Raw genomic sequence first — 12,411 nt, 5'->3', positions numbered from 1 at the left:
CCGATCGCGCGGGCGTGACCTGACCTACTCGGCCGCCGCCCGGCGCAGCGACTCCGAGAGCCGCTCGGCCGCGGCGAGGACGGCGGGGGCGTGCATGCGACCGGGCTGGCGCGACAGCCGCTCGAGCGGCCCGGAGACCGACACGGCGGCGATGATCTTGCCGCCGGGGGAGCGGACCGGGGCGGAGACCGAGGCCACGCCCTGCTCGCGCTCACCGATCGACTGGGCCCAGCCACGGCGACGGATCCCCGACAGGGCGGTGGCGGAGAAGGCGGCGTTCTGGAGGCCGCGGTGCATGCGCTCGGGGTCCTCCCACGCGAGCAGCACCTGCGCCGCGGAGCCCGCACGCATGGTGAGCTGTGACCCCACGGGGATCGTGTCGCGCAGGCCGGAGGGCCGCTCGGCTGCGGCGACGCACACACGGTGCTCGCCCTGGCGACGCCAGAGCTGGGCGGACTCGCCGGTGATGTCGCGCAGGCGGGCGAGCACGGGCCCGGCGGCGGCGAGCAGCCGGTCCTCCCCGGCGGCCGCGGACAGCTCGGCGAGGCGGGGCCCGAGGACGAAGCGGCCCTGCATGTCGCGGGCCACGAGGCGGTGGTGCTCGAGGGCGACCGCGAGGCGGTGGGCGGTGGGTCGGGCGAGGCCGGTGCCGGCGACGAGGCCGGCGAGGGTGGCGGGTCCCGACTCGAGGGCCGAGAGCACGAGGGCCGCCTTGTCGAGCACGCCGACTCCGCTAGAGTTGTCCATATGGCAATACTGCCGTCTCAGATCATGGGATGCAAGCGGTAGTGTCGGAGACCACCAGCGAGGACCATCCACGCGTCGGCGCACCATCCGCGGGACGCGTTCACCACGAAGGAGAGATCGTCATGGGCAAGACCCTGGCCGAGAAGGTGTGGGACGAGCACGTCGTCCGCAGTGCCGCGGGAGAGCCCGACCTCCTCTTCATCGACCTGCACCTGATCCACGAGGTGACGTCGCCCCAGGCCTTCGACGGGCTGCGGCTCGCCGGCCGCCGGGTCCGGCGTCCCGACCTGACCCTGGCGACCGAGGACCACAACGTCCCGACGATCGACTGGGACAAGCCGATCGCCGACCCGGTGAGCAAGACCCAGGTCGACACGCTGCGCAAGAACGCCGCGGAGTTCGGCGTACGCCTGCACCCGCTCGGCGACGTGGAGCAGGGCATCGTCCACGTGGTCGGCCCGCAGCTCGGCCTGACCCAGCCCGGGATGACGATCGTGTGCGGCGACTCGCACACCTCGACGCACGGCGCCTTCGGCGCGATCGCCTTCGGCATCGGCACCTCCGAGGTCGAGCACGTGCTCGCCACCCAGACGCTCATGCAGGCGAAGCCGAAGACGATGGCCGTGACGATCAACGGCTCGCTGCCCGAGGGCGTCACCGCCAAGGACATGGTGCTGACGCTGATCGCGCACACCGGCACCGGCGGCGGGCAGGGCTACATCGTGGAGTACCGCGGGCCGGCCATCGAGGAGCTCTCCATGGAGGGCCGGATGACGGTCTGCAACATGTCGATCGAATGGGGCGCCAAGGCGGGCATGATCGCCCCCGACCAGACGACCTTCGACTACATCGAGGGCAAGCCCGAGGCGCCCACCGGCGCCGACTGGGACGCGGCCGTCGAGCACTGGCGCAGCCTGCGCACCGACGACGACGCGGAGTTCGACAAGGAGATCGTCCTCGACGCGAGCGAGATGACGCCGTTCGTCACGTGGGGCACCAACCCCGGCCAGGGCGTGCCGCTGGGTGCGAGCGTCCCCAGCCCGGACGACTTCGACGAGCCCAACGACAAGATCGCCACCGAGAAGGCCCTCGAGTACATGGGCCTCGAGGCCGGCACGCCGATGCGCGAGATCAGGGTCGACACCGTCTTCGTCGGCTCCTGCACCAACGGTCGCATCGAGGACCTCCGGCTCGCCGCCGAGATCATCAAGGGCCACACCGTCGCCGAGGGCACCCGCCTGCTGGTCGTCCCGGGCTCGGTCCGGGTCCGCCTGCAGGCGCAGGAGGAGGGGCTCGACCAGGTCTTCCTCGACGCCGGCGCCGAGTGGCGTGGCGCGGGCTGCTCGATGTGCCTCGGCATGAACCCCGACCAGCTCGCCCCCCAGGAGCGCAGCGCGTCCACGTCCAACCGCAACTTCGAGGGCCGCCAGGGCAAGGGGGGTCGCACCCACCTGGTGTCGATCCCGGTCGCCGCGGCCACCGCCGTGCGCGGCACCCTCTCGTCCCCGGCGGACCTCGTCCCCGCCGGCCACGTCGCCAGCCAGGAGGCCTGAGCCATGGAGCCCTTCACCACCCACACCGGCGTCGGCGTCCCGCTGCGGCGCAGCAACGTCGACACCGACCAGATCATCCCGGCCGTCTACCTCAAGCGGGTCACGCGCACCGGCTTCGAGGACGGGCTCTTCGCAGCCTGGCGGGGTGACGAGGCCTTCGTCCTCAACAAGCCGGAGTACGCCGCGGGCACGGTGCTGGTCGCCGGTCCCGACTTCGGCACCGGCTCGTCCCGCGAGCACGCCGTGTGGGCGCTGCAGAACTACGGCTTCAAGGCCGTCATCTCGGCCCGCTTCGCCGACATCTTCCGCGGCAACTCCGGCAAGTCCGGCCTGGTGGCGGCGCAGGTCGACGAGAAGGTCGTGCAGCGCCTGTGGGACCACCTCGAGCAGCACCCCGGCGCCACGGTGACCGTGGACCTCGAGTCCCGCACGGTGCGCGCCGGTGAGGGTCCCGAGGCGATCGAGGACTCCTTCGACATCGACGACTACACCCGCTGGCGACTGCTCGAGGGCCTCGACGACATCGGCATCACGCTCGGCAACGAGGCCGACATCACGGCGTACGAGGCGACCCGGCCCAGCTGGAAGCCGGCCACCCAGCACTCCTGACGACCTCGTCCTTTCGACGCCACGGGCCGGAAACCCCCAAAAAACAGGGGGAAACCGGCCCGCGGTGATTGTGACGCACGCCACGGATCCCTAGCGTGCCAAGGAACGGGTCGAGCACAGGCTCGGCGCCTTGAGTTCATTGGAAGGGAAGACAGTGAACAAGTCTCAGCTCATCGACGCGCTCGCCGCGCGTTACGAGGGGAACCGCAAGCAGGCGGCGCACGCGCTCGACTCCGTGCTCGACACCATCACGCGTGAGGTCGCCAAGGGCGAGAAGGTCGCCATCACCGGCTTCGGCTCGTTCGAGAAGACCGTCCGCAACGCCCGCTGGGTCCGCAACCCCCAGACCGGGGAGCGGATGAAGTCGAAGAAGAAGTCGGTGCCGAAGTTCTCACCCGGCCAGGACCTCAAGAACATCGTGTCCGGCGCCAAGAAGCTGCCCAAGCTGACTGCGGCCAACATGCCCAAGCCGCCGACCGTCCGCGCGGTCGCGTCGGTCGCCGTGGGCACGGCCTCGGCCGCCGTCGGCACCGCGGCCTCCGCAGCCAAGCGTGCGACCCCGGGCGCGAAGACCGCGGCGAAGTCGCCGGCCGCCAAGACGACCGCGGCCAAGAAGGCGCCGGCGAAGAAGGCGCCCGCCAAGAAGACGGCCACGAAGTCGACGGCTGCCAAGACCACGGCCGCCAAGACGACCGCGGCCAAGAAGGCTCCGGCGAAGAAGGCGCCCGCCAAGAAGACGGCCACGAAGTCGACGGCCGCCAAGTCGACCGCTGCGAAGTCGACGGCCTCGAAGTCGACCGCGACCAAGGCGACGGCGAAGAAGGCACCGGCCACCAAGTCGACGACGTCGACGACGGCCAAGAAGACCACCGCGAAGAAGGCGCCCGCCAAGAAGGCCTAGGCGCTGCTCGTACGACGGCGGGTCACCCCTGGGGTGGCCCGCCGTTCGCGTGCCCGGCTCCGTCCCCGCCCGACATCACCTGCTCGGTGTGCGGGCCCACGCCCAGCACCAGGGCGCCACCGAGGTCGCCGAGGTCGTCGACGTCGAGGCGCAGGGTGGTGACCGGTGCGGCCACCTCGTGCGCGCCCGCCTCGAGGTGGAGGGCGGCCGACCCGGGACCGAAGCGTGGTGCGAACCGGTCGGGGGGTGCGGCGTACACGGTCGTCCCGGTGCCGGCGGCGTCACGGACGAACGTCGGCCCGTCCACCTCGCGCAGGGCGGCAGCGAGGTCGTCGGGCACGAGGGCGGGCAGGTCGGCGCACAGGGTCACGGGGACGGCGCCCGGCCAGCGCCGCTCCGCCTCGGCGGCCGCCTGGCGCAGGGTCGCGTTGAGGTCCTGGCTGACCCCGTCGGGGATCACCTCGCAGCCGTCCTCGGCGAGCTCGCCGGCAAAGCTGAAGTCGTCGGTGACCGCGAGGACCGCGACGACCCCCGGCGTACGACGCGCGGCGGCAGCGGTGTCGCGGGCGAAGGCGGCGGCGAGGTCGCGTCGCTGGGTGTCGGGCAGGCCGCGCAGGCGCGACTTGCCGAGCGCGGGCGGCTTGACCGGGAGGATCACGACGAAGGACGCGGCAGACATCGCAGTGATCCTGTCACGGGGCGAGTAGCCTGCGGGTCGACGATCAGAGAGGCGGAGAAGTGGCGGTCAGGAAAGTGCAGGCCCGTCGCGGGTGGGCGGTCAACTTCGTCGCGACGGTGGTCAGGCCGACGCTCGACGTCATGACGTCCCACACGTGGATCGACGGCACCAGGATCCCGGCCGATGGTGGGTGCATCGTGGTGGCCAACCACATCTCGCACCTCGACCCGCTGCTCACCGCGCACTTCGTCTACGACCACGGACGGATCCCGCGCTACCTCGCGAAGTCGAGCCTCTTCCGCACCCGCTTCGTCGGCACCGTGCTGGGGTCCGCCGGCCAGATCCCCGTGGAGCGGCTGAGTCGCAACGCCATCGGTGCGTACGACGCCGCGGTGCGCGCCGTCCACGAGGGCGAGTGCGTCGTCGTCTACCCCGAGGGCACGCTGACGCGCGACCCCGACCTGTGGCCGATGACCGGCAAGTCGGGGGCTGCCCGGATCGCGCTGGCCACCGGGGTGCCGGTGATCCCGCTCGGTCACTGGGGCGCCCAGGACGTGCTGGCGCCGTACGCGAAGAGGCCGCACCTCTTCCCGCGCAAGCACGTGGTGATGAAGGCGGGGGACCCCGTGCCGATCGACGACCTGCGCGCCAAGAAGCAGACGCCCGAGGTCGTCACCGAGACCACCGAGCGGATCATGACGGCCATCACCGACATCGTCGCCGAGCTCCGCGGGGAGCAGCCCCCGGCCGAGCGCTTCGACCCTCGCATCCACGGCGTGAAGCCGATCGGCAACCCCAACAAGAAGGATCGTCGATGACCAAGGTCGCTGTCTTCAGTGCGGGCTCGTGGGGGACCGCGTTCTCCGTCGTGCTCGGTGACGCCGGCAACGACGTCGTGCTGTGGGCCCGTCGCGACGAGGTCGCCGACGCCATCAACACCAAGCGCGAGAACACCGAGTACCTCCCCGGCATCGAGCTGCCCGCGAGCGTGCGCGCCACGACCGACGCCGCCGAGGCGGCCGCCGACGCCGACGTCGTGGTGCTCACCGTGCCCTCGCAGACGCTGCGGGCCAACCTCACCGAGTGGGCGCCGCTCATCCCGGAGAAGGCCGTGATGGTCTCGCTGATGAAGGGCGTGGAGCTCGGCTCCCTCAAGCGGATGAGCGAGGTGATCGCCGAGGTGACCGGCGCCGGGCCCGAGCGGATCGCCGTCGTCAGCGGGCCCAACCTGGCCAAGGAGATCGCCCGCCGCGAGCCGGCCGCGTCGGTGGTGGCGTGCGCCGACGAGGACGTCGCCCGCCGCCTGCAGGGCCTGTTCCACACCGCCGCGTTCCGCCCGTACACGTCCACGGACGTGCTGGGCTGCGAGATCGGTGGCGCCTACAAGAACGTCGTCGGCCTCGCCGTCGGCATGGCGGTCGGGCTGGGCTTCGGCGACAACACGACCGCGTCCGTCATCACCCGCGGCCTCGCCGAGACGGCCCGCCTCGCGATGGCCCAGGGCGCCAACCCGCTGACGCTGATGGGCCTCGCCGGGCTCGGCGACCTCGTGGCCACGTGCTCGTCCCCGCTCTCGCGCAACCGCACCTTCGGCGAGAACCTCGGCAAGGGCATGACGACCGAGGAGATCTACGCCTCCACCCGTCAGGTCGCCGAGGGCGCCAAGTCCTGCAAGTCGCTGCTGGCCCTGGCCCGCGAGACCGGCGTCGACGCCCCGATCGCCGAGCACGTCGACGCGGTCGTCGACGGCCGGATCACGGCGCTGGAGATGATGAACGCCTTCATCGCGCGCGACACCAAGGCCGAGACGGACTGATCAGCCGACGCAGCCGTCGAGGGCGACGCGCAGGTCGTGCCAGAGGTCCTCGACGTCCTCGACGCCGACGGAGAGCCGCACCAGCCCCTCGGGCACGGTCGAGGACTCGGTCTTCCAGCGGCGTCGGCGCTCGAAGGTCGACTCGACGCCACCGAGCGAGGTGGCGTGCACCCACAGCGACGTCTTGCGGGTGAGCAGGTCGGCGGCCATCGCACCCTGGGCCAGCACGATCGACACGATCGCGCCGAAGCCGGGGTAGCGGACGTCGCCGACGGCCGGGTGCTCGCCGAGACGGCGTACGAGCTCCTGCGCGTTGGCCTGGGCGCGCTCGACACGGAGGTGCAGGGTGCGCAGGCCGCGCAGCACCAGCCATGCCTCGAGGGTGCCGGGCACTGCGCCGAGCAGGTCCCGCCGGCCCTTGAGCACGGCGAAGAGCTCGTCGTCGCGGGTGCAGATGGCGCCGAGGAGCGCGTCGCTGTGACCGGCGAGGAACTTGGTCGCCGAGTGCACGACGATGTCGACGTCGTCCTCGAGCGGGGTCTGGAGCAGGGGAGTGGCGAAGGTGTTGTCGACGACGACGTAGGCGCCCGCGTCGTGCGCGGCGGCCCGGATGGTCGGGATGTCCGCCAGCTCGAGACCGGGGTTGGTGGGCGACTCCAGCCACACCAGGGCGGCGTCGTCGCACGCGGCGACGACGGCCCCGGTGTCGGTGATGTCGACCAGCTCCGCGCGGATGCGACCGCGCGACTCGAGGTCGGCCAGCTGCATGATCGTGCCGTTGTAGGCGCCTCGCGGGGCCACCACCTTGGCGCCGTTGCCGACCAGGTCGAGGACCGTCGACACGGCCGCCAGCCCGGAGGAGAAGGTCAGGCACCGACCGCCCTCGAGGGCCCCGATCGCGTCCTCCAGCGCCGTCCACGTGGGGTTGCCGTAGCGGCCGTACTCGAGGTCGCCGCCGGCGACGTAGGTGCTCGCCATGGTGATCGGGGTGTTGAGCGGTGCGTCCGGGACGTGGTCGGGACGGCCCGCCGTCACGGCGATGGTGGCCGGGCTCAGGGAGCGCGCGGGGTTGGTCGGGGTGGGCGGGTCGACTGCCATGCGGGCCAGCGTAGGCCGATAGGGTCAGGACAATGAACGAGCCCCGCAAGCCCCGCGTCGCCGTCGTCTTCGGCGGCCGGTCCAGTGAGCACGGCATCTCCTGCGTCACCGCCGGCAGCGTGCTGGCGGCCATCGACCGGGAGCGGTACGACGTGGTGCCGGTCGGCATCGCCGCGGACGGCCGCTGGGTGCTCGAGGCCGACGACCCGGCCCGTCTCGCGATCAACGGGAAGGACCTCCCCGAGGTCGACGGCACCCGTGCCATGGTCGCGATGCTGGGAGCCGAGGGCGAGACCGACCTCGTCATCACCCGCGCCGCCCAGGTGCCCGAGGTCATCGGCGAGGTCGACGTGGTCTTCCCGCTGCTGCACGGGCCGTGGGGCGAGGACGGCACCCTGCAGGGGATGCTCGAGATGGCAGGAGTGCGCTACGTCGGCTCCGGGGTGCTGGCCTCGGCGGTCGGCATGGACAAGGCCTTCATGAAGGTCGTCCTGGCCGCTGCCGGGTTGCCCGTCACGCCGGGCACCACCATCACCCGGCGGGAGTGGGAGACCGACCCGGCCGGCGTGCTGGCGCGGATCGAGGCGTTGGGCTTCCCGGCGTTCGCCAAGCCCGCCCGCGGCGGGTCCAGCATCGGCATCAGCAAGATCCACGACGCCGCCGAGATCGGCGACTGCCTCGAGCTCGCCTTCGAGCACGACCCCAAGGTGCTCGTCGAGCAGGCGATGGTCGGTGGCCGTGAGGTGGAGTGCGGCGTGCTCGGCACCCGCGACGGCGAGCCCGAGACCAGCCGGCCGGCGGAGGTCCGCACGGGCGGCGACCACGAGTTCTACGACTTCGAGGCCAAGTACCTCGCCGACCAGCAGACCGAGATCGACCTGCCCGCCGACCTGCCGCCCGACGTGGAGCAGGAGCTGCGCCGGCTGGCGGTGCGTGCCTTCGACGCGTTGTCGTGCGAGGGCCTGGCACGGGTCGACTTCTTCGTCATGCCCGACCACTCGCTGGTGATCAACGAGCTCAACACGATGCCCGGCTTCACGCCGACCTCGATGTTCCCCCAGATGTGGGCCGAGTCCGGCGTGGACTACGCGACCCTGGTCGACCGGCTGCTCACCCTCGCGCTCGAGCGCGACACCGGCCTGCGCTGAGCAGCAGGCTCAGCACGGGGCTCAGCGGCAGGGGTCGCCGGCCTCCAGCTCGGCCTTCATCGGCCGCGCGAGCTGGGTGAGCATCAGGTCCACGCCGGCCCCGCGGAGCTCACCGGGCACGTGGAGGGCGACGTACGGCGTGGTGGTGAGGGCCGTCGCCGTTGCGTCGCCGGTGAGGTCCTCGAGCTCGCTGTCGGGGACGAACCAGCCGACCCGGCGGACCTGGATGCAGGCCGCGAACTCGTCGTACGCCTCCGGCTCCTCGACCCCGCAGGTGAGCTCGATCCCGCCCCAGGACGCCGTGCGGTCGTCGCTCCCGGTGAGCTCCTCGCCGGCGAGCGGGTCGGGCAGGGCGTCGACGAGGCGGGCGCAGGCAGCCGCCTCCTCCTCGCTGAGGTCCGGCAGGTCGTCGGAGCCCCCCGGCAGGGCGGAGCAGCCGCTCAGGGCCGCGGTCAGCAGCAGTGCCAGCACAGCGGCGCCCCGCGTCCGGGTGGACGCGGGGCGCGGGTGCGGCGGTGTCAGATGTGGACGACGGGGCACGTGAGCGTGCGCGTGATGCCGTCGAGGCTCTGCACCTTGGAGACGACCAGCTTGCCGAGCTCGTCGACGTTGCGTGCCTCGGCGCGGACGATCACGTCGTAGGGGCCCGTGACGTCCTCGGCAAGGGTGACGCCCTTGACCTGGGCGATCGCCGCGGCGACCTCGGCGGCCTTGCCGACGTCGGTCTGGATCAGGATGTAGGCCTGGACGACCATCTGGACTCCTTGCTGCTCGGATGTGTCGTCGGTCAACCTACCGCGTCGTCTGGTGTGATGGGAGGCATGTCTTCCCCAGCCTCGAACCCACCCGACGCGACCATCGCCGATGCCGGTGAGTTCGGCCTGATCGCGCAGCTCGAGGGCATCTTCTCCCAGGGCGAGCACGTGCTCATCGGGCCCGGTGACGACGCCGCCGTGCTGCGCATCCGCAACGGCCACGTGGTCGTCTCCACCGACCTGATGGTGGAGGGCCGGCACTTCCGACGCGACTGGGCCAGTGCCGAGGACGTGGGCCACCGTGCGGCCGCCCAGAACCTCTCCGACGTCAACGCGATGGGGGGTCGCGCCCACTCGCTCACCATCGGGATGGCCATGCCCGCCGACCTGCCGGTGCAGTGGGCGCTCGACTTCGCCCGCGGCTTCGCGGCCGAGGCGGCCCTGGTGGGCGCCAGCGTCGTGGGTGGCGACGTCACCCGCTCCGACGAGGTGGTCATCGCGGTCACCGTCCTCGGCGCGTGCACCCAGGCGCCCGTCGTGCGCAGCGGCGCCGAGCCGGGCGACGTGCTGGCGCTCCACGGCCGCCAGGGCTGGGCCGCGGGCGGGCTGGCCGTGCTCGGTCGTGGCTTCCGCTCGCCGCGCGTGCTGGTCGAGGCCTACCGCCGTCCCGAGCCGCCGTACGACGCGGGGCAGGTCGCCGCGGAGGCCGGCGCCACCTCGATGATCGACATCTCCGACGGACTGCTCGCCGAGGCCGGCCACCTGGCCCGCGAGAGCGGGGTCGCGATCGACGTGCACAGCGGTGCGTTCGAGATCGCCGAGCCGCTCACCGCCGTGGGCGCGGCGCTCGGTGCCGACCCGCTGGGCTTCATCCTCGGCGGCGGCGACGACCACGCCCTGCTGGCGACGTTCTCCGACCGTGCGTCGGTGCCCGAGGGGTGGCTCGTCGTCGGCGAGGTCAGCGAGGGGGAGGGCGTCACGGTCGACCGGGCGGCGTACGACGGCCCCACCGGCTGGACCCACTTCTGACCCGCCGTCGTCCCCCAACGACGCCGAAGGCCCCGTCCCAGCTGGGACGGGGCCTTCGGCGAAGAGGAAACTCAGCAGGTCAGCGCGAGACCTTGCCGGCCTTGAGGCAGCCGGTGCACACGTTCATGCGCTTGGGCGTGCCGTTGACGGTCGCCCGCACGCGCTGGATGTTGGGGTTGAAACGACGCTTGGTGATCTTGCGCGACCAGGGACGGTTGTTGCCGAAGCCCGGCTTCTTGGCGCAGATGTCGCAGACGGCAGCCACCGTGCACTCCGATCAGTTCGAGGATTCTCCAGATGGGGCCCGCGGAGATGTCAGCGGGCAACCGCGCCAGACTATCCGACGACCACGGAAGGCATGAAATCGAAGCAGTCGGTGACGGGCACTACCCTGTGGCACTCGCACCGGACCGTTCCAGACAGGGGAGGCACGCAGGGATGGAGACCGTACCCCACGGCATCTCGACCTCCTCGATCCTGCGCTTCGTCGACATCGCCTCCGACGCGCTCGGCGCGGCCCGCGAGGAGATCGACGCCCTCAACGTCTACCCGGTGCCCGACGGCGACACGGGTACCAACATGTTCCTCACCGTCGCCGCCGCCCGCGACGCGCTGCGCGAGGCCGTCGCGACTCGACCCGACCTCCCCCTCGGTGACGCGCTGGCGGTGCTGTCCCGCGGCGCGCTGCTGGGGGCGCGCGGCAACTCCGGCGTGATCCTGAGCCAGATGCTCGGTGCGTACGCCGCCCGCCTGGGGCGGGTGCCCAGCGGCGAGCGCAACGCGCGCATCGCGGCCGAGGCGATGCAGCAGGCGACCGACGCCAGCTACGCGGCCGTCGGACGTCCGGTCGAGGGCACCATCCTCACCGTCGCCCGCGCCGCCTCCGACGCCGCGATGCGGTGCGCCGACGGGGACGGAGCCCGGGCCCGCGACGTCTTCGTCGCGGCCGCGGCCGCGGCCCGCGAGGCCCTGCTGCACACGCCCGAGCAGCTCCAGCAGCTCGCCGACGCAGGCGTGGTCGACGCGGGCGGTCGCGGGCTGTGCGTGGTCCTCGACGCCGCCGAGACGGTCTCCACCGGCCGGCGGCCCGAGCCCGTGGCGCTCACCGGCCACCGGATCCCGGTGCCGCACCCCATCCCCGGCGACCACCTCACCGAGGACGGCCCGGCCTACGAGGTGATGTACCTCCTCGACGCCGACGACGAGGCCGTCGCGGTCCTGCGCACCGTGCTCGACACCCTCGGCGACAGCCTCGTCGTGGTCGGCGGGTCGGGCCTGTGGAACGTCCACGTCCACGTCGACGACGTGGGGGCGGCGATCGAGGCGGGCATCGACGCCGGACGACCGCACCGGGTGCGGGTCACGCACTTCGCCGAGCAGGTCGCCGACGCCCGTCGGGCGCCGGTCACCCGGCAGCGCGCCGTCGTCGCTGTCGCGGCCGGCCCGGGCCTCGCCGCCCTCTTCGAGGAGGCGGGAGCGGTCGTGGTCGCAGGCGGGCCGGGCCGGCGGCCCTCGACCGGGCAGCTGCTCGAGGCCATCCACTCCTGCGGGGCCACCGAGGTCGTCCTGCTGCCCAACGACGCCGACTCGGTGCGCGTCGCCGAGATCGCCGCCCGCACCGCCGAGCAGGAGGGCGGGCTCCGGGTCGAGGTGATCCCCAGCCAGGCCCAGGTCCAGGGCCTCGCCGCGATGGCCGTGCACGAGCCCGGGCGCACGTTCGACCAGGACGTCCGCGAGATGACCGCGACGGCCCGCCACGCCCGCCACGGCGCGATCACCGTCGCCGCCCGGCAGGCGATGACCATGGCCGGGCCCTGCGAGGTCGGCGACGTCCTCGGCGTCATCGCCGGTGACTTCGCGGTGGTCGGGGACGACCTCGACACCGTGGCCGCCGACGTGGTCGAGCGGCTGCTCGGTGGCGGTGGCGAGCTGGTGACCTTCGTGGCCGGCGAGGGCGGCGCCGAGGTCGCGGCCCGCGCCGCGGCGTACGTCGAGCGGATGCACCCGCACATCGACGTCACGGTCTACGACGGGGGCCAGGAGCGCTACCCGGTCCTGGTGAGCGTGGAGTAGCCG

General features: G+C 72.5%; 14 protein-coding genes. 8 read left to right on the top strand and 6 right to left on the bottom strand.

Annotated features, from left to right (window positions below; translation table 11 throughout):
- Positions 1–24: 24 nt before the first annotated feature.
- The gene (locus tag DAE25_RS18630) at positions 25–747 is read right to left on the bottom strand and encodes an IclR family transcriptional regulator (protein WP_056885655.1); all 723 of its coding nucleotides are present in this window, start codon (positions 745–747) and stop codon (positions 25–27) included.
- 122 nt (positions 748–869) lie between these two features.
- Between DAE25_RS18630 and leuC the strand changes: the two genes are divergently transcribed.
- The 3 genes from leuC (at position 870) to DAE25_RS18615 (ending at position 3,810) form a co-directional block, all read left to right on the top strand.
- A complete protein-coding gene (leuC, locus tag DAE25_RS18625; protein ID WP_107767635.1) occupies positions 870–2,300 on the top strand; it encodes a 3-isopropylmalate dehydratase large subunit in 1,431 nt (476 codons plus the stop codon).
- A 3-nt stretch (positions 2,301–2,303) separates the two neighbouring features.
- Positions 2,304–2,909, top strand: coding sequence for a 3-isopropylmalate dehydratase small subunit (gene leuD, locus DAE25_RS18620; RefSeq protein WP_107767634.1), 606 nt, complete (start codon positions 2,304–2,306; stop codon positions 2,907–2,909).
- Positions 2,910–3,063: 154 nt separating this feature from the next.
- Positions 3,064–3,810 carry an HU family DNA-binding protein gene (locus tag DAE25_RS18615; protein ID WP_107767633.1) on the top strand — a complete coding sequence of 249 codons (747 nt, stop codon included), beginning with the start codon at positions 3,064–3,066 and terminating at the stop codon, positions 3,808–3,810.
- A 22-nt stretch (positions 3,811–3,832) separates the two neighbouring features.
- Here the strand turns inward: DAE25_RS18615 and cofC are convergent, their stop codons facing one another.
- On the bottom strand, positions 3,833–4,489 hold the full coding sequence (gene cofC / locus DAE25_RS18610) for a 2-phospho-L-lactate guanylyltransferase (RefSeq protein ID WP_107767632.1): 657 nt from the start codon (positions 4,487–4,489) through the stop codon (positions 3,833–3,835).
- A 140-nt stretch (positions 4,490–4,629) separates the two neighbouring features.
- Here cofC and DAE25_RS18605 point away from each other — a divergent pair, with 140 nt between their 5' ends.
- Together DAE25_RS18605 and DAE25_RS18600 are read left to right on the top strand one after the other, a co-directional pair.
- Positions 4,630–5,307 carry a lysophospholipid acyltransferase family protein gene (locus tag DAE25_RS18605; RefSeq protein ID WP_234411134.1) on the top strand — a complete coding sequence of 226 codons (678 nt, stop codon included), beginning with the start codon at positions 4,630–4,632 and terminating at the stop codon, positions 5,305–5,307.
- The gene (locus tag DAE25_RS18600) at positions 5,304–6,305 is read left to right on the top strand and encodes an NAD(P)H-dependent glycerol-3-phosphate dehydrogenase (RefSeq protein WP_107767630.1); all 1,002 of its coding nucleotides are present in this window, start codon (positions 5,304–5,306) and stop codon (positions 6,303–6,305) included. The genes DAE25_RS18605 and DAE25_RS18600 overlap by 4 nt, the downstream gene beginning before the upstream one ends.
- Here the strand turns inward: DAE25_RS18600 and DAE25_RS18595 are convergent, their stop codons facing one another.
- Positions 6,306–7,403, bottom strand: a complete 1,098-nt coding sequence (locus DAE25_RS18595) for a trans-sulfuration enzyme family protein (RefSeq protein WP_107767629.1) — start codon at positions 7,401–7,403, stop codon at positions 6,306–6,308.
- A gap of 32 nt (positions 7,404–7,435) precedes the next feature.
- On the opposite strand from DAE25_RS18595, the gene DAE25_RS18590 reads away from it, so the two are divergent.
- The gene (locus DAE25_RS18590) at positions 7,436–8,551 is read left to right on the top strand and encodes a D-alanine--D-alanine ligase family protein (protein ID WP_107767628.1); all 1,116 of its coding nucleotides are present in this window, start codon (positions 7,436–7,438) and stop codon (positions 8,549–8,551) included.
- Positions 8,552–8,572: 21 nt separating this feature from the next.
- On the opposite strand, the gene DAE25_RS18585 is transcribed toward DAE25_RS18590, so the two are convergent.
- Both DAE25_RS18585 and DAE25_RS18580 read right to left on the bottom strand, forming a co-directional pair.
- Positions 8,573–9,022, bottom strand: coding sequence for a DUF3515 family protein (locus tag DAE25_RS18585; RefSeq protein WP_159083836.1), 450 nt, complete (start codon positions 9,020–9,022; stop codon positions 8,573–8,575).
- Positions 9,023–9,069: 47 nt separating this feature from the next.
- A complete protein-coding gene (locus DAE25_RS18580; RefSeq protein ID WP_056885646.1) occupies positions 9,070–9,306 on the bottom strand; it encodes an Lrp/AsnC ligand binding domain-containing protein in 237 nt (78 codons plus the stop codon).
- A 66-nt stretch (positions 9,307–9,372) separates the two neighbouring features.
- Here DAE25_RS18580 and DAE25_RS18575 point away from each other — a divergent pair, with 66 nt between their 5' ends.
- Positions 9,373–10,335 carry a thiamine-phosphate kinase gene (locus tag DAE25_RS18575; protein WP_107767626.1) on the top strand — a complete coding sequence of 321 codons (963 nt, stop codon included), beginning with the start codon at positions 9,373–9,375 and terminating at the stop codon, positions 10,333–10,335.
- A 79-nt stretch (positions 10,336–10,414) separates the two neighbouring features.
- Here the strand turns inward: DAE25_RS18575 and rpmB are convergent, their stop codons facing one another.
- A complete protein-coding gene (rpmB, locus tag DAE25_RS18570; RefSeq protein WP_056885645.1) occupies positions 10,415–10,600 on the bottom strand; it encodes a 50S ribosomal protein L28 in 186 nt (61 codons plus the stop codon).
- 173 nt (positions 10,601–10,773) lie between these two features.
- On the opposite strand from rpmB, the gene DAE25_RS18565 reads away from it, so the two are divergent.
- Positions 10,774–12,408: a DAK2 domain-containing protein gene (locus DAE25_RS18565; RefSeq protein ID WP_107767625.1), complete on the top strand. Its 1,635-nt coding sequence runs from the start codon at positions 10,774–10,776 to the stop codon at positions 12,406–12,408.
- The last annotated feature ends 3 nt before the right edge of the window (positions 12,409–12,411 follow it).

It is taken from the genome of Nocardioides terrigena (assembly GCF_003047265.1).
In the GTDB taxonomy this organism is placed as follows: domain Bacteria; phylum Actinomycetota; class Actinomycetes; order Propionibacteriales; family Nocardioidaceae; genus Nocardioides; species Nocardioides terrigena.
Note: the sequence above shows the minus strand (reverse complement) of the source record. Positions and strands in the feature narration are given on the sequence as shown.